At 68.4% G+C, this 16,148-nt stretch carries 13 protein-coding genes; 4 read left to right on the forward strand and 9 right to left on the reverse strand.

All coding sequences use genetic code 11. The features are described 5' to 3' along the window. Nucleotides 1–574: OmpA family protein (locus QTI45_RS20665; protein ID WP_286655723.1), on the forward strand; the 574-nt coding region annotated here is incomplete at its 5' end. A 66-nt stretch (nucleotides 575–640) separates the two neighbouring features. On the opposite strand, the gene QTI45_RS20670 is transcribed toward QTI45_RS20665, so the two are convergent. Beyond that, nucleotides 641–1,030, reverse strand: coding sequence for a nuclear transport factor 2 family protein (locus QTI45_RS20670; protein ID WP_286655724.1), 390 nt, complete (start codon nucleotides 1,028–1,030; stop codon nucleotides 641–643). 92 nt (nucleotides 1,031–1,122) lie between these two features. On the opposite strand from QTI45_RS20670, the gene QTI45_RS20675 reads away from it, so the two are divergent. Further along, nucleotides 1,123–2,112, forward strand: coding sequence for a helix-turn-helix domain-containing protein (locus QTI45_RS20675; protein ID WP_286655725.1), 990 nt, complete (start codon nucleotides 1,123–1,125; stop codon nucleotides 2,110–2,112). Here QTI45_RS20675 and QTI45_RS20680 read toward each other — a convergent pair. The 8 genes from QTI45_RS20680 to QTI45_RS20715 form a co-directional block, all read right to left on the reverse strand. Continuing rightward, nucleotides 2,099–3,106, reverse strand: a complete 1,008-nt coding sequence (locus QTI45_RS20680) for a Bug family tripartite tricarboxylate transporter substrate binding protein (RefSeq protein WP_286655726.1) — start codon at nucleotides 3,104–3,106, stop codon at nucleotides 2,099–2,101. The two genes, QTI45_RS20675 and QTI45_RS20680, sit on opposite strands and share 14 nt — an antisense overlap. Before the next feature lie 107 nt (nucleotides 3,107–3,213). Continuing rightward, complete coding sequence (locus QTI45_RS20685) at nucleotides 3,214–4,845, reverse strand: 3-(methylthio)propionyl-CoA ligase (protein WP_286655727.1); 1,632 nt, start codon at nucleotides 4,843–4,845, stop codon at nucleotides 3,214–3,216. A gap of 41 nt (nucleotides 4,846–4,886) precedes the next feature. Beyond that, nucleotides 4,887–6,269 carry an MFS transporter gene (locus QTI45_RS20690; protein WP_286655728.1) on the reverse strand — a complete coding sequence of 461 codons (1,383 nt, stop codon included), beginning with the start codon at nucleotides 6,267–6,269 and terminating at the stop codon, nucleotides 4,887–4,889. After that, complete coding sequence (locus tag QTI45_RS20695; RefSeq protein WP_286655729.1) at nucleotides 6,266–7,243, reverse strand: quinone oxidoreductase family protein; 978 nt, start codon at nucleotides 7,241–7,243, stop codon at nucleotides 6,266–6,268. The genes QTI45_RS20690 and QTI45_RS20695 overlap by 4 nt, the downstream gene beginning before the upstream one ends. Before the next feature lie 34 nt (nucleotides 7,244–7,277). Then, entirely contained in the window at nucleotides 7,278–7,871 is a 594-nt protein-coding gene (locus tag QTI45_RS20700; RefSeq protein WP_286655730.1) for an RBBP9/YdeN family alpha/beta hydrolase, read from the reverse strand. A gap of 7 nt (nucleotides 7,872–7,878) precedes the next feature. After that, entirely contained in the window at nucleotides 7,879–8,937 is a 1,059-nt protein-coding gene (locus tag QTI45_RS20705) for a beta-keto acid cleavage family enzyme (RefSeq protein ID WP_286367844.1), read from the reverse strand. Between the two features lie 48 nt (nucleotides 8,938–8,985). Next, the gene (locus QTI45_RS20710) at nucleotides 8,986–9,834 is read right to left on the reverse strand and encodes a TauD/TfdA dioxygenase family protein (RefSeq protein WP_286655981.1); all 849 of its coding nucleotides are present in this window, start codon (nucleotides 9,832–9,834) and stop codon (nucleotides 8,986–8,988) included. Between the two features lie 260 nt (nucleotides 9,835–10,094). Beyond that, nucleotides 10,095–12,782 (reverse strand): winged helix-turn-helix domain-containing protein, encoded by a 2,688-nt coding sequence (locus QTI45_RS20715; RefSeq protein ID WP_353621321.1) that lies wholly within the window; start codon nucleotides 12,780–12,782, stop codon nucleotides 10,095–10,097. A 212-nt stretch (nucleotides 12,783–12,994) separates the two neighbouring features. On the opposite strand from QTI45_RS20715, the gene pflB reads away from it, so the two are divergent. Together pflB and pflA are read left to right on the forward strand one after the other, a co-directional pair. After that, a complete protein-coding gene (gene pflB, locus QTI45_RS20720; protein WP_286655732.1) occupies nucleotides 12,995–15,250 on the forward strand; it encodes a formate C-acetyltransferase in 2,256 nt (751 codons plus the stop codon). A gap of 11 nt (nucleotides 15,251–15,261) precedes the next feature. Further along, nucleotides 15,262–16,131 carry a pyruvate formate-lyase-activating protein gene (pflA, locus tag QTI45_RS20725; RefSeq protein ID WP_286655733.1) on the forward strand — a complete coding sequence of 290 codons (870 nt, stop codon included), beginning with the start codon at nucleotides 15,262–15,264 and terminating at the stop codon, nucleotides 16,129–16,131. Nucleotides 16,132–16,148: the final 17 nt, after the last annotated feature.

Raw genomic sequence — 16,148 nt, forward strand, 5'->3', positions numbered from 1 at the left:
TGTCGACAACGCCAACAACAGCCGGCTGGGCGGGCGGCAGAGCATGAACGACTGGCTGTTCTCGGTCGGCCTGCAGATTCCCTTCGGGGCGGCGCCGCGCGTGGCACAGGCAGCCCCGCCGCCGGCCCCGCCCGCGGCGATGCCACCGCCGCCGCCGCCGCCACCCCCGGCGGTGCGCAACTTCGAGCTCAAGGCTGACGGCACCTTCGCGTTTGCCAAGTCCGACCTGACGCCGGCCGGGCGCACCCGCATCGAGAACACGCTCAAGGAACTGAGGGCCTCGGGCATCCGGCTGCGGGAGATCTCCATCGTCGGGCACACCGATCCGATCGGCAGCGCCGAATTCAACCAGCGCCTGTCCGTGGCACGGGCCAACTCGGTGCGCGACTACCTGGTCAGCCAAGGCGTGCCGGCCAACATCATCCGGGCCGAAGGCCGTGGCTTCAATGAGCTGAAGGTCACCGAAGCCGATTGCAGGGCCCAGGGCAAGGCGAGGAACCGCACCGCGCTGATCGCCTGCTTCGAGCCGAACCGGCGCGTGGATATCCGCGCCACCGGCGAGCAGATGCTCTAGACGCAATCGCCAGGCTTGCAGCCCAGCCCAGCCCAGCCCAGCCGGGCTGGGCTTGGGCGCTGTCGCTCAACGTCCCCAGAACGCATCCTCCTGATCTTGATGGCTGGAGAACAGCCGGACTTCAGCGATCTTGCCGCCTTCGATGCGGATGAGGTCGACGCCCGGCTGCCTGAGTTCGATGCCATTCGCCTCGCCAGCGAATTCCAAGGTGATGGCCACCCAGTCACCATTGGCCATGTAGTGGTCGGCGCGGGTGATCGCGAACGTTCCCTTGGACACTTCCATCATCCTGCCAAGCAGCGCTGCGACCGCTGCGATGCCGCGATGCGTGCCAGAAAACTGGTTGTTGCCCGGCTGGTGCCAGACCACTTCGGGCGAAATGATGTTGCCCAACGTGGCTTGGTCGCCGGTTTGTACGGCCTTGATGTAGGCCTTGGTGATGTCGATGTTGTTCATGGTGCGCTCCTGCGTCGATGCGTTGTGAATATTGGCCTGTCCTTGGTTATTATTGGACGATGTGAGCCAAATTGAACGATAGAAACAGGCCAATGGCTGATACTTTCAAGACATCGAGGGCAAAGAGGGGAGCGTACAAGACATCGAGGTCGGCTCGTTCCGCGGCAGGAAGCTCGAAATCGAGTGCCAACATTCAGCCTCTGGGCTATAGCCCGCGAGCGAGCTACGCTCTGGATCTGGAAGTCTTCACGGTCTCCGACCTCAGGCATCGAGGCAGCAAGGCCAAGGTCCGGACCACGCATCGGTACGAGTTCCACACTTTGGTGTGCGTCACGCAGGGGGCATGCACCCAGGTGGTCGACTTCAAGTCGATCTGCTGCCAGCCGGGGTCGCTGCTCGTGCTGCGACCGGGGCAGGCCCACAACTACGGAAGTGATGAGGATTGGGACGGCTTGAACGTTCTGTTCCGCCCCGAATTCGTGCTGCCCGTTTCGGCCACGATGCGCGACTCCAAGCTCGCGGTCGATCTGGCGAGGCTGCCGGAACATGTGCTCCTCGGCAGCGATGACCTGCGAAGGGTGACCGACTCGATCCAGCAGATGCGGGAGGACACGCTGATCGACGCCCCTCTGGAAGACGTGCATGCGCTGCTGCGCCACCAGCTCCATGCGCTCTTGACGCGGCTGAGCATTCTGCAAGGCCGGCAACAAGCGCAAGACCCGCTGATCTCTACGGCATCCCAACGCTTCAAACGTTTCCAGCAGCTGGTGGAAGAGCGCTTCTCTCGGTGGCACCAGGTGGCCGACTACGCCAGCCAGCTCGGCTACACCGAGAAGAGCCTGGCACGCGCAGTGACAGGGGCGATGGGCATGACAGCCAAGGCCTTCATCGCGGCGCGGGTCAACCTGGAAGCGAAACGTCTGCTGGTGCATACCGACATGCCCGGCGTCGCCATCGCAGAGAAGCTGGGCTTCGAGGAAGCCACCAACTTCAGCAAGTTCTTCAAGCGGGAAGTCGGCTGCACGCCAGCAGAGTTTCGGCGACGGCAAAGGCTTCCCGTCGCCCCGGCTACTCGGGCTTGAAGTCAATCGACTTCAGCACCGAACCCATGCGCTGATAGTCGGCGCTGAGCGACTTGGCCAGCTCTTCGGGACTGCGCGGCTGGCCGGGCTCGAAGCCGATGTCCTGCAGGCGCTCGCGGACCGAGGGCATGGCCAGCACCTTGAGCGCGGCTTCGCGAACCCGGGCCTGCTGCGCGGCAGGCACATCGGGCTTGATCCACAGGCCCATCCACCCCGTGGCCTCGAGCTGCGGGTAGCCGAGCTCGGTGAAGGTCGGCACCTCGGGCAGCAGCGCGGACCGCTTGGGCGTGCTGACCGCGAAGGCCTTGATCTTGCCGGCCTTGACCAGCGGCAGCGAACTCGGCATGGCGTCGAACATCAGCGGCACGTGGCCGCCCATGACGTCGGTCAGCGCAGGCGTCGAACCCTTGTATCCCACGTGCGTCATGTCGATGCCGGCGGCCTTGTTGAGCTGGAGGCCGAGGACGTGCGAGAGCGTGCCGGCCGTGTAGGAGGCGTAGCTGACCGTGCCGGGATGGCTCTTGACCCATCCGAGCAGTTCGCCGAAATTTTTCGCCGGCACCGACGGCGCACCGACCAGCACCAGCCCGCCGCGGCCGAGCTCGGCCACAGGCTTGATCTCCGCCGCCATGTCGACGCGCAGCTTGACGATATGGGGAATCTCGCTGACCAGCGAATTCACGGCGACCAGCACCGTGTAGCCGTCGTGCGGTGCCTGCGAGAGTTCGTTCACCGCGAGCACGCCGCCGGCGCCGGGCCTGGGATCGACCACCACCGGCTGGCCGGAGTCCCGCGACAAGTTGTCGGCCAGCAGCCGCGCGACGATGTCCGCCGAACCGCCCGCCGGACCCGCTGCAATGATGCGCACGGTCTTGTCAGGCCACTTGGGCGCCTGCGCCTGGGCATGGCTCGCGGTTGCCGCGAGGCAGGCGGCCGCCACGCAGGCCAGCGAGGCGGCGCGGGCGGCCTGCCGCAGGGTGTTCTTCGATCTCATGCTTCGTCTCCTGTGTCCGGATTCTTGGGGGGTCAGGGCGCCCGGCGCAGCAGCGCGGACGCCAGTATGGCGAGAAACAGGGTCTCGCCGCTCATTCGTCGGCGCTGTCATGGCTGGGCCGCCAGCAGGTGGTCCTGGAAGGCCTCGCGCAGCTTGTTCTTCTGCACCTTGCCGGTCGGGCCGAGCGGAAGCTGGTCGACGAAGACCACGTCGTCGGGCGTCCACCACTTGGCGATGCGGCCGTCGTAGAAACCGAGCAGTTCGTCGCGCGACAGCTGCTCGCCGGGCTTGGTGGTCACGACCAGCAGCGGGCGTTCGTCCCATTTCGGATGGCGGGCGGCGATGCAGGCGGCCAGGGCCACGGCCGGATGGGCCATCGCGATGTTTTCCAGGTCGATCGAGCCGATCCATTCGCCGCCGGACTTGATCACGTCCTTGCTGCGGTCGGTGATCTGCATGAAGCCGTCGGCGTCGATGGTCGACACGTCGCCGGTGGGGAACCAGCCGTCGACCAGCGGGCCCTCGCCTTCCCCCTTGAAGTAGTTCGAGATGATCCACGGGCCGCGCACCATCAGCTCGCCGGCGGCCTTGCCGTCGTGCGGCAGCGCCTTGCCGTCCTCGCCGACGATCTTCATGTCGACGCCGAACACCGACCGCCCCTGCTTGGCCTGGATCGCCATGCGCGCCTCGGCGTCCAGCGCACGGTGCGCGGGCTTGAGCGTGCAGACCGTGCCCACCGGGCTCATCTCGGTCATGCCCCAGGCGTGCAGCACCTGGACGTCGTAGCGCTCCTGGAAGGCGCGCATCATCGCCGGCGGACAGGCCGAGCCGCCGATGACCGTGCGGCGCATGGTGCTGAACGCGAGGCCGTTGCCCTCCACGTGGGCCAGCAGGCCCTGCCACACCGTGGGCACGCCGGCCGACATGGTCACGCCTTCGGCTTCGAACAGATCGTGCAGCGACTTGCCGTCGAGCCAGGGTCCGGGGAAGACCAGCTTGGCGCCGACCATGCAGGCGGCGTACGGCAGCCCCCAGGCGTTGACGTGGAACATCGGCACCACCGGCAGGATCACGTCGTTGGCCGAGCAGTTCAGCGCATCCGGCAGTGCCGCGGCGTAGGTGTGCAGCAGTGTCGAGCGATGGCTGTAGAGCGCTCCCTTCGGATGCCCGGTCGTGCCCGAGGTGTAGCAGAGCGACGAAGCGGATTTCTCGTCGAAGCTGGGCCATGTGAAATCGGGCGAATGGGCTTCGACCAGTTCCTCGTAGCACAGCAGGCCGGGCAGCTTGGCCGACACCGGCATGTGCGCCCGGTCGGTCATCGCCACGAAGGCCTTGACCGTCGACACGCGCGAGGCGATCGCCTCGACCAGCGGCAGGAAGCTCAGGTCGAAGAACAGGACCTGGTCTTGCGCATGGTCAGCGATCCACACCACCTGGTCGGGGTGCAGCCGGGGGTTGAGGGTGTGCAGCACGGCGCCCGATCCGGAGACCGCGTAGTACAGCTCCATGTGGCGATAGCCGTTCCAGGCCAGCGTGGCGACGCGATCGCCGAACGCGATGCCGCGCGCCGCCAGTGCGTTGGCCAGCCGGCGCGAGCGCTCGGCCAGTTCGCGATAGGTGCTTCGATGGATGTCGCCCTCGACGCGGCGCGACACGATTTCCTGTTCGCCGTGGTGGCGTTCGGCATGGGTGAGCAGCGTCGAAATCAGCAACGGCTGCTCCATCATCAATCCGTTCATGGAGATTCTCTCGGTTTCGGTGGGTGGGGGATCGGCCCGGTTCAGGCCATGGCTTTGCGCGCCGGCTGCACGGCGGCCGGCATCGGCGCTTCGGCCGGGAGTTCGGTGGCTTGCGCGGCCTGGCAGGCCCGCTGGAGGTCCGCCTCGTAGGTCCGTGCGGCCACCAGCAGCGCGCCGGCAGCCAGCAGGCTGAAGGCGGGCACCGCCGTCAGCGCGAATTCGAGCGTCCAGGCATCCGACAGGAAGCCTGCGACCAGCGGTCCGGCAGCCAGGCCGAAGAGGTTCTGGAACAGCGAGATCACGGATGCGCCGGTGGCGCGGATGCCGGGGTGGACCACGTCGATGACCGCGGCCGGCAGCGGGCCGACCGTGCAGGTCATCAGGAAGCCGCCTGCCGCCAGCAGCGCGAACTGGGCCTGGGCGTCGATGGCGAGCCCGAGGCGCGCACCGCCGAAGCCCAGCATCAGCACCAGCATGGATGCCACGCACAGCAGCGCCACGACATAAAGCCGGGCGCGCGGCCGGCGCAGGCCGGCGCGATCGGCTACCGCACCCCAGACCACGCTGCCCAGCGCGCCGCAGAACACCACCAGCGCCGCGCTCATGGCCGCCTTTTCCGGCACGACGCCGTGGACGCGGTTCAGGAAACTCGGCAGCCAGGACCAGATCGCCGACACCACGACCAGCTGGGCCGCGCCGGCAATGCACAGCCACAGCAGGGTCCGCGTGCGGATCAGCGCCTGGACGATGGCGCCGGCGGCGCTGCGCGTGGATCGGGTGGCCCGGTCCAGCCTCGGCGTGAGCTTCACGGTCGGGTAGTCGCGGACCTTGAGGTACAGCAACGCGAGGACCAGGCCCGGCACGCCGACGATGCCGAAAGCCGCCTGCCAGCCGAAGCGCGCCGCGATCACGCCGCCGAGCAGCACGCCCAGCACCGAGCCGACCGAGGCGGAGGCGAAGAAGCCCGCCAGCAAGGCACCGCGCAGCCGAGCCGGGAAATGGCTCGCGATCAGCGCAGCGCCCACCGAGCCGTAGCCCGCCTCCCCGAGGCCGACCAGCGAGCGCGCCGCCAGCAGCTGGCCGTAGCCGCGGCTGAACATGCAGGAGATCGACGCCAGGCTCCAGACCAGGGCCATCACGACCACGCTGCGGACGCGGCTGCCGCGGTCGGCGAGCAGGGCCACCGGAATCGCGCCCAGCGCGACCGTCACCGACACCGCCGACACCAGCCCGCCGAGCTGCTTGTCCGACAGGTTCCATTCGGCCTTCAGGTACGGGAACAGCGACACGATGACCTGCCGGTCGATGTAGTCGACCATCATCAGGCCGATGGTCATCGCGAAGGCGAACCAGGCCTGGCCCCGGCTGAACAGATAGCCGTCGTCGCGGCCCGGCGCCGCTTCCCGAAGCGCAGCGGTGTTCATGGCCGGATCGCCAGCACCGTGGCGCCGATGGTCCGGCGCGACTCGATCGCGATGTGCGCCTCGGCGGCATCGGCAAGCTCGAAGACCTGCTTCGGCTCGCTGACGATGTGGCCCTCCAGCACATGGCCGAACAGCTCCCGGGTCATGTCGAGCATGTGGGCGCGCGGCATGATGTAGTGCATCATCGCGGGCCGCGTGACCCACAGCGAGCCCTTGGCGGCGAGCGCCATCGTGTCGATCACGACCGGACCCGAACTGGTGCCGTTGCTGACGAGCACGCCGCGCGGGCGCAGGCTGTCGAGCGAGGCCTCCAGCGTGTCCTTGCCGACCGAGTCGTAGACCACCGGCACGCCCTTGCCGTCGGTGATCTCGCGCACGCGCTCGGCGATGTTCTCGCGCGAGGTCACGATGGTGTGGGCGCAGCCGTTCGCGCGCGCGGCCTCGGCCTTCTCGTCGGTGCTCACGGTGCCGATCATCGTCACGCCCATGGCGCGCGCCCACTGGCAGGCGATCAGGCCCACGCCACCGGCGGCCGCGTGGTACAGGATGGTCTCGCCGCCCTGCAGCGGGAACACCTGGCGGAACAGGTACTGCACCGTCATGCCCTTCATCATCAGGGTCGATGCGGTGCTGTCCGATACGCCGTCCGGCAGCGGAATCAGCACGTCGGCAGGCATCAGGCGGACTTCCGAATAGGCGCCCTGCGGTCCGATCAGATAGCCCACGCGGTCGCCGACCTTGACCTCGGTCACGCCGGCGCCGACGGCCTCGACCACGCCCACCGCATCGGAGCCCAGCCCGTTGGGCTTGGGCAAGGGATAGCGGCCGGTGCGGAAGTAGATGTCGATGAAGTTGACGGCGACGTAGGTGTGGCGCACGCGCGCCTGCCCCGGTCCCGGCTCGCCGATGTCGACGCTTTCCAGCTTGAGCACTTCCGGGCCACCGGTCTCGTGCAGGCGAATGGCTTTTGCCATGATTTGTCTCCTTGAATTGGGGGATGACCGGCGATCAGCCGGTGGTCGTTTCCGAAGCGGCGAGCTCGTCAACGAACTGTTCGGCCCGGCGCCACTCGCCGAAGCCGGAGGCCGGGTTGAGGTGGCCGACCTCTCCCAGGTCGACCAGACGGCTGTCCCAGCCCTGCGCCAGTCGCGCGACCGCGTCGAAGGCAGCGAGCGGATCGTTGCGGCTCGCCGCCACGATGCTCGGAAACGGCAGCGGCTCGCGCGGCACGGGCAACCAGCCGCCGGCGCTCAGGTCGGCCAGCGTGGGATAGCCCTCGGGCAGCGCCTGCTCGAAGTCCGGCGGCGTGGCCATCAACGCGCCGTGGACGGCACGCCGGGTCCGGCGTGCCCAGTGGGCGACCATCACGCAGCCCCCGCTGTGGGCGACCAGGACCAGCGGGCCGTCGATGGACTGCGCCTCGCGTTCGATGGCCTCCACGCGCGCGGCGCAGTCGAGATCGCTGCGGCCCATCGGCGGCACCGTGCGCACCTTGCGGCCGCGGGCCCGCAGCCGGGCGTCCAGCAGCGTCTGCCAGTGCGCGTCCACGCGGTCGCGCAGGCCGGGCACGATCAGGACGGTGGGAGCCGAGGCGAAGCGCATGTCGGTCTCAGGCCGCCTTGCGCAGGAAGCCCTGGTGCGCCCCGTTGCGATTGGGCGCGAAGCCGTTGGCCAGCAGCGACTCCTCGACGGTGTCGTAGAAGACGCCGATCTTGCAGATCTCGCGCGCCTGCCGGGCGGTGGCCACCTCGCGGCCGAACTCGCGCGAGATCCGCACCAGCTGCTCGATCTGCTCGACCGTGCTCATCTTCCGGGTGCGGGCCTGGTTCCAGAGGTTGTCCTCGGTGCCGCAGCGAACGTGCAGGCCCATCGCGATGCCCATCATGTTGACCGGCAGCACGTTGCGCATCGAGCTTTCCACCGTCAGCACGGCGCCGTCCGGCGTGGCGCGCACGAAGTTCGACAGGTTGTAGATGTTCGGCGCATCCATGCCGCCGCTGATCGCCACCCAGTTCATCACCAGCGGGCCCTTGTAGACGCCGCGGCGCATCAGCCGCTCGACCGACTCGAAGCTGTTGATGTTGTAGCACTGGAAGGCGCTCTGGATGCCGGCATCGTTGAGGCGCCGGATGTGCTCCTCGGCCCAGCCGGGCTGGGCCGGCACCGTCATCTCCTTGTAGGCATTGAAGACCGCCGGGTCTTCCATCGAGGTGCCCTTGTAGTCCTCGTACTCCCAGTGCTCGACCACGTTCATCTGCGAGGTGTTGATGGTCACCGTGACCTGGTCGGGCTTGGGGTCGAGCTCGGCCAGCATGTGGCGCGTGTCATCGCTCAGCCACTTCGCGGCCGCGCCCTCGGACTCCGGTGCGAAGCTGATCGAGCCGCCGACCTGGATGACCATCTCGGGCACCGCGTGGCGCACGCCGGCGATCAGCTCGTTGAACTTGGACAGGCGCTTGCTGCCCTTGCCGTCGAGTTCGCGCACATGCAGGTGCAGCACGGTAGCGCCGGCGTTGTAGCAGTCGACCGCCTTCTGGATCTGCTGATCCATCGTCACCGGGATGTCCTCGGGGAAGTCGGAGGGCACCCACGACGGCGCATAGGGCGCGGCGGTGATGATCAGGGGCTGCTGGTTCTCGGGATAGAGGGAGCCGTCGAGAAAGTTCATGGTGAGGACCTGGTGGGAAGAAGGGTCAAGAAAGGGATGGGTCTCTGCTCAGAAGGTCGCTTCGCCGACGATGCCGGCGCGCTCCATCTTTCGCACCGCGGGCCAGTAGTCCTGCACCGCGTAGTGCTGGGTGCAGCGGTTGTCCCAGAAGGCGACGCTGTTCTTCTGCCAGCGGAAGCGCACCTGGAACTCCGGAATGGCGGCCTGGCTGACCAGGTAGTTCAGCAGCTGGCTGGCGCCGGGTGCGAAGTCCTGGCCGTAGCGCACGTTGTCCGGCGTGTGGAAGTTCACGAAGTGCGTCGTGAAGGCGTTGACGAAAAGGATCTTCTCGCCGGTCTCGGGATGCGTGCGCACCACGGGGTGCTCGGCATCGGGGTACTGCGCCTGGAGCTTGCGGCGCTGCTCGATGGGCATGGCGGCGCCGAAGGTCGAGCCGATGCTGTGGCTGGCCCGCAGGTGGACGATCTGCGCCTTGATCGTCTCGGGCAGGTTCTGGTAGGCCGCGGCCATGTTCGACCAGATCGTGTCGCCGCCGACGGCGGGCGTCTCGACGCAGCGCAGCACGCAGCCGAACGGCGGCTGCTCGCGCCAGGTGGCGTCGCAATGCCAGGCGTTCTCGTAGTGCTCCTTCTTGCTGTCGAGGTCCTTGTAGATGCGGACCAGGCCCGGGTTCTCGGGATCGCTGCCTGCCACCGGGTGGTCCTCCAGCTCGCCGAAGCAGCGGGCGAACGCCACGTGCTCGGCGCGCGTGATGTCCTGGTCGCGGAAGAACAGCACCTTGTGCTTGAGCAGCAGGCCGCGCAGCTCGGTCATCAGCGCGGCGTCGCGCGAGGCTGCGCCGAGGTGCACGTTGCGCAGTTCGGCGCCGATCGTGCAGGTCAGCGGCTCGACCTGGATGGATGTCTTCAGCGCGGCGGCCGACACGACGGCGGGCGCGGCCTGCGGCGGCTTCGAAAGGGTCTCTGGAATCATGGCCTTGTTGTCTCCGTGGTGCGTCCCGGCCGTCGGCCGGGCTCGTTGCATGGGAGCGGGCCCTGGTTCGTGGGCTCCGCAGGCACCGAGAATAGGAAAATGCGCCCTTCGGCGCCCCCTCCTTGCGGGAGGGGCACCCCTCCTTTCCCAGGGACCGGCGGGCGCCACGGCGCCGCGCAGGCGAGTCAGGCCGCGGGCTTGATCAGCCCGAGGATGCGGGCCCGGACGACGGCCTGCTTGCGGGTGCCGGCGTCGAGCTTGGCGAAGAGATTCTTCACGTGCCACTTGACGGTGGTCTCGCCCACCTGCATGGCACGCCCGATCTCCTTGTTCGACAGGTTGCGCGCCAGCAAATCCATTACCTCGCGCTCCTTGGGCGTGAGCACCATGCCGTAGGCCGTGGCCGGCCGCGGCAGCTCCGGCGCCTCCGCCGGCCTGGGAGCGGGCGACGCCGGCGCAGTCACCGGCGCCGAGCGCCGGGGCCCGCCGGCCGCGACCCGATCCACCCAGTCCCCGAGATCGGGATGGGCGTCCGCGAAGACCCGCCGCAGTCCGTAGGTGTCGGCCAGGTCCACCGCTTCGCGCAGGCGGGTCTGCGAATCCTCGCCGCAGCGGTCGAGGGCGAAGGCGTGCAGGCCCAGGAGTTCGATGCGCAGGCGACCCTGCTTGAGCCCCCGCGCCAGCTCGTCGGCTCGCGCCAGCGGTTCGAGCGCGTAGCGCCAGTCTTTCGCCGCGATCGCCGCATAGCCCTGCGCCACCTCCCGCAACAGCGCCACGCCCTGGCGCCACAACGGCCCCTGCGGCAAGCGGTCGTCGCGCCACAGCGCATCGATCCGCTCGCAGAGCTCGCGACAGCTTTGCGAGCGGTAGCGCCCGGCATGCAGGCGGACCTGCTCGGTCAGGCTGGCGATGCGCAAGCGCGGCAGCCGCCGGGCCGCGCCGACCGCATCGAGGGCTTCGAGCAATTCGAGCGCGCGGTGTTCGGCGCCCTCGGCCGCGGCCATCCGCGCCAGGGTGCGGTAGGCCAGCAGCAGGGATTCGGGCAGTCCGCTGTGCTCCAGGATGTCCAGGCGATCGGCCAGCACGGTGGCCGCATCGTGCGGGCGATCGCACTCCCAGGCCGCGGCCGCCTGCAGGGCCGCCAGCATGCAGCTGAAGCGGTTGCGCCGCCCCAGTTCGGCGTCGGCGCTGGCCACGGCCGGGCGCAGCAGGCCGTCGGCCAGCCGGACCTGGCCTTCCCAGAGGTAGCTGAGGCCGACGATCAGCTCGCCCCAGCGCCGGGTGTAACCCGCGCCGCGACCGAAATCGCCGCGCGGCGCCTGTTGCTCGCGCAGGCGTGCCAGCGCCGGCTCGCCTTCGAGCAACGCGCGGTAGGCGGTGCGGTTGGCATGCACCTGCAGCAGCATGGGGTCGTGCAGCGGCACCGCGCCCGACCAGGGATCGTGCAGCGCCGCGAAGCGGTCCGGATCGTCCGCGAAGACCGCCGCGCCACCGAGGATCAGCGCGCACTCGCAGCGCAATTCGTCGCGCACTTCGGGCTGGGCGAGGATGCGCGCCACCAGCCGCCCGGCTTCCTCGTGCCGCTCGCTGACCGCCAGCGTCCAGGCGGCGGCAAGCAGCAGCCGTGGCCTGCGGTCCAGTTCGTCGGCAGGCAGCTCCGCGAGCCAATCGAGCACCGCACCCTGCCGGCCGTGCCGCATGATGGACTCGTAGAGGCTGCGTTCGGCCAGTTCGTAGGCCTTCTGATGCTCGCCCGCGGTCAGGGCATGCCGGGCCGCGTCTTCGAGCAATCCGTGCTCGGCCAGCCATTGCGCCGCTCGCGAGTGGGCCAGCCCCTGTTGCACGGGAGGCAAGTCCAGGAAGAGCTTGCGCAGCACCTCGCGCGCCAGGGTGTGCATGCGCAGCCAGTCGCCGCGCTCGGAGGCGGCGAAGACCGGCGTGTCGCGCCCGAGCCGCGCCAGCCGCTCGCTCGCGCCCGGGTTTTCCGTGACCGCGCTGCACAGGGCCGGATGCAGGTGGTCGAGGATCGCGATGCGGACCAGGAACTCGCTGTCGCCGGGGTCGAGGCGGGCCAGCAGCAACTTGACGAGGTGGTCATGCAGCTCGGCGCCCAGCATGTCGATGCCGGCGACATCCGCACGCGCGTCGACGCCCCGGGCGATCAGCGTGAGCGCCAGCTGGAGCCCCAGCGGCCAGCCTTCCGTCATCTCGTGCAGCCGCGCGGCCGTGTCGTTGTCCACGCGGGCGCCCAGCCGGCTGCGCACCAGCTGCATGGTCTCGTCGAGCCGGAACCGCAGCGAGGACGGGCCGATCACCACGCACTGGCCGTAGGCGACGAGATCGTCGATGTCCAGGTGCACATCGGGCCGCGCCGCCACGATCACCCGCAGGTTCGGCGGCGCGTTGCGCAGCAGGTAGGCAAGCGCCTCGCGCGATGCCGCCGGCAGGCGTTCGGCCTCGTCGACGATCAGCACCACATCCAGCGCCGACTGCGCCAGCTCGGCGAGCCACACCGTGATGCCTTCGAGACCGCCGGGGCCGACGGCTTCGAGCAGCGTGTGGCCGAAGGTCGATCGCCCGGCGCCGCGCCGCACCGCCAGCGCGAGGCTTTGCGCGAGGCGCTGGGGCTCGTCCTGCGGCTGCGCCGACAGCCAGGCGACCACAGCGCCGTGCGACAGGTGCTCGAGTCGCCACTGGGCCAGCAGGGAGGTCTTGCCGAAGCCCGCCGGCGCCTGGACCAGGATCGCGCGGAGATCGCGGATCGAGGCTTCGGTCGACAACAGCCTCGCGCGCGAGACCAGGTTGCGCGGGACCCGCGGGGGCGAGACCTTGAGCAACAAGTCATCGTCGACTTCGCCGGAACCACGCGCCACGAAAGCTTCCTCCATGAGCACGCATGCGATCTGCGGCTCGCGGAATTCTAGCTTCGGCCCGATCAAGGAAAGCGGACGAAGTTCGCCCCTCGATTGAGGAATGTCAATCGCCCCGGTGCCGGGCGGATGCAGACTGCCTTGGGTCGTTCGGGCAGCTCCGCCTCGGCGAGGCAGTCCTGCGGCAAGGTCATCCACAGCGCAAGGAGACAGACATGGCGGTCAATCCGGACTTCGCGAGCGAGCGGTGGGATATCGCATGGCGGGGCTTCGCGCCCGGCGCCTGGCGAAGCCGCGTCAACGTGCGCGAATTCATCCAGCAGAACTACACGCCCTACGAGGGCGACGGCAGCTTCCTGGCGCCGGCCACCGAGCGCACGCGCGGCATGTGGAAGACGCTGCAGCCCCTGCTGGCGCAGGAGCGCGAAAAGGGCATCCTGGACGTGTCCCAGGTGCCCTCCAGCATCCTGGCGCACGAGCCGGGCTACATCGACCGCGACAACGAACTCATCGTCGGCCTGCAGACCGACGCGCCGCTCAAGCGCGCGATCATGCCCAACGGCGGCTGGAGGGTGGTGGCGGCGAGCCTCGAATCCTACGGCAAGGTACCGGACGAAAGGGTCGGCGAGATCTTCACCAAGTACCGCAAGACCCACAACGACGGCGTGTTCGACGCCTACACGCCGGACATCCGCAAGGCGCGGTCTTCGGGCGTCGTCACCGGCCTGCCGGACGCCTACGGACGCGGCCGGATCATCGGCGACTACCGGCGCGTGGCCCTCTACGGACTGGACTTCCTGCTGGCCGACAAGCAGCGCGAGAAGGCCGAGCTGGACGACCGGCATTCGACCGAGGAAGTGATCCGCCTGCGCGAGGAGCTCTCCGAGCAGATCCGGTCGCTCAAGGAACTCAAGGAGATGGCCGCGAGCTACGGCTACGACATCTCGGGGCCGGCATCGAATGCGCGCGAAGCGGTGCAGTGGACCTACTTCGCCTACCTCGGCGCCATCAAGCAGCAGAACGGCGCGGCCATGTCGGCCGGGCGGCTCTCGACCTTCTGGGACATCTACTTCGAGCGCGACCTGCGCGAAGGCACGCTGACCGAATCGCAGGCGCAGGAGCTGATCGACGACCTCGTGATCAAGTGGCGCATCGTGCGCTTCCTGCGCGCGCCCGAATACAACCAGCTGTTCTCGGGCGACCCGGTGTGGGTCACCGAGACGCTGGGCGGCATGGGCGAGGACGGCCGCACGCTGGTCACCAAGTCGGCCTTCCGCATGCTGCACACGCTGTACAACCTGGGGCCGGCGCCGGAGCCCAACCTGACCGTGTTCTGGTCACCGCGGCTGCCCGACGGCTTCAAGCGCTTCGCGATCAAGTCGTCGATCGACACCAGTTCGATCCAGTACGAGTCCGACGACCTGATGCGGCCCAAGTGGGGCGACGACTGCGCCATCGCCTGCTGCGTCTCGGCCATGCGCCTGGGCAAGCAGATGCAGTTCTTCGGCGCCCGCGTGAATCTGCCCAAGACCATGCTCTATGCGCTCAACGGCGGCCGCGACGAGGTGAACGGCGAGCAGATCGGGCCCAATCTCGCGCCCGTGACCGGCGACCTGCTCGACTACGACGAGGTGATGAAGCGCCTGGACCCGATGATGGACTGGCTCGCCAAGACCTACGTGAACGCGCTCAACGTCATCCATTTCATGCATGACAAGTACTGCTACGAGGCGATCGAGATGGCGCTGCACGACCGCGACGTGCTGCGCACGCTGGCCTGCGGCATCGCCGGGCTCTCGCACGCGGCCGACAGCCTGTCGGCGATCAAGTACGCCAAGGTGCGCCCGGTGCGCGACGAGCGCGGCCTCATCGTGGACTTCAAGACCGAGGGCGACTTCCCCTGCTTCGGCAACAACGACGACCGCGTCGACGACCTGGCCAAGCTGCTGGTGTCGATGATGATGAACAAGATCCGGCGCTACCCGAGCTACCGCGACTCCGTCCACACCCAGTCGGTGCTGACCATCACGTCCAACGTGGTGTACGGCAAGTCGACCGGCAACACGCCGGACGGCCGCAAGAAGGGCGAACCCTTCGCACCCGGCGCCAACCCATCCAACGGCCGGGACGAACACGGTGCCCTAGCGGCGCTGCTGTCGGTGGCGAAGATTCCCTACGACGACGCCGAGGACGGCATCTCGCTCACGCTCTCGGTGGTGCCCTCGGCGCTTGGCGAAGAGGCAGACCGCATCTCGCGCGGCGTCGACGCGCTGGACGCCTATTTCTCCAGCGGCGGCTTCCACGTGAACATCAACGTGCTGAACCGCGAGACGCTGCAGGACGCGATGAAGCATCCGGAGAACTACCCGCAACTGACGATCCGGGTGTCGGGCTACGCGGTGAACTTCGTCAAGCTCACGAAGGAGCAGCAGCTCGACGTGATCAACCGCACCTTCCACGGCGCCATGTAGGGACGCGCACCGTGAGCGAACCACGCACCGGCAGCCGCTACGAGCTGCTTCTCGCGCGCGAAGGGGTGGCCGAGAGCCGGGCCGCGCGTGACTACTACGCGATCTATCCGGCCGACGAGGCGGAGGTGAAACAGGAAGGCAAGGAGGAGAAGGACCTCGTCGGCTATGTCCATTCGTACGAAGTCGGCAGCACGGTGGACGGGCCCGGCCTGCGCTTCGTGGCCTTCCTGACCGGCTGCCTGCTGCGCTGCCAGTTCTGCCACAACCCGGATACCTGGCACCTGCACAACGGCCACCCGATCACCGTCTCGCGCGCCATGGCGCAGATCGCCAAGTACGCCAAGGTGCTCAAGATCAGCAAGGGGGGCGTCACCCTCTCGGGCGGAGAGCCGATGGTGCAGAAGCCCTTCGTCACCCGGATCTTCCGCCACTGCAAGGAGCTCGGGCTCCATACCTGCATCGACACTTCAGGCCGCCTGGGCGACCGCATGACCGACGCCGAGCTGATGGACATCGACCTCCACCTGCTCGACATCAAGTCCGGCGACCCCGACACCTACAAGAAGATCACCAACCAGCCGCTGCAGCCCACGCTGGACTACGCGCGGCGCCTCTCCGCGCTGGGCCGGCCTATGTGGGTCCGCTTCGTGCTCGTGCAGGGGCTGAGCGACGACTACGACAACGTCGAGAAGGTGGCCGACGTCTGCGCCGAACTGAAGTCGCTGGAACGCGTGGAGATCCTGCGCTTTCACCAGATGGGGCGCGAGAAGTGGCACAAGCTGGGCCTCACCTATCCACTGGAAAACGTGGAACCGCCGGACGCGGCGCTGACCGAGCGCGTGCGCGGACAGTTCCGCAGCCGCGGCTTGACCGTCTACTAGGGCGCTGCCTGCGTGCC

The organism is Variovorax saccharolyticus, assembly GCF_030316765.1.
In the GTDB taxonomy this organism is placed as follows: Bacteria; Pseudomonadota; Gammaproteobacteria; order Burkholderiales; family Burkholderiaceae_C; genus Variovorax; species Variovorax saccharolyticus.

Bases quoted from the DNA above. Each gene is read 5' to 3' on its own strand.
- QTI45_RS20690 (WP_286655728.1), bottom strand. From the start codon at position 6,269: ATGAACACCGCTGCGCTTCGGGAAGCGGCGCCGGGCCGCGACGACGGC.
- QTI45_RS20680 (WP_286655726.1), bottom strand. From the start codon at position 3,106: ATGAGATCGAAGAACACCCTGCGGCAGGCCGCCCGCGCCGCCTCGCTG.
- pflB (WP_286655732.1), top strand. From the start codon at position 12,995: ATGGCGGTCAATCCGGACTTCGCGAGCGAGCGGTGGGATATCGCATGG.
- QTI45_RS20670 (WP_286655724.1), bottom strand. From the start codon at position 1,030: ATGAACAACATCGACATCACCAAGGCCTACATCAAGGCCGTACAAACC.
- QTI45_RS20695 (WP_286655729.1), bottom strand. From the start codon at position 7,243: ATGGCAAAAGCCATTCGCCTGCACGAGACCGGTGGCCCGGAAGTGCTC.
- QTI45_RS20705 (WP_286367844.1), bottom strand. From the start codon at position 8,937: ATGAACTTTCTCGACGGCTCCCTCTATCCCGAGAACCAGCAGCCCCTG.
- QTI45_RS20700 (WP_286655730.1), bottom strand. From the start codon at position 7,871: ATGCGCTTCGCCTCGGCTCCCACCGTCCTGATCGTGCCCGGCCTGCGC.
- QTI45_RS20675 (WP_286655725.1), top strand. From the start codon at position 1,123: ATGGCTGATACTTTCAAGACATCGAGGGCAAAGAGGGGAGCGTACAAG.
- QTI45_RS20685 (WP_286655727.1), bottom strand. From the start codon at position 4,845: ATGAACGGATTGATGATGGAGCAGCCGTTGCTGATTTCGACGCTGCTC.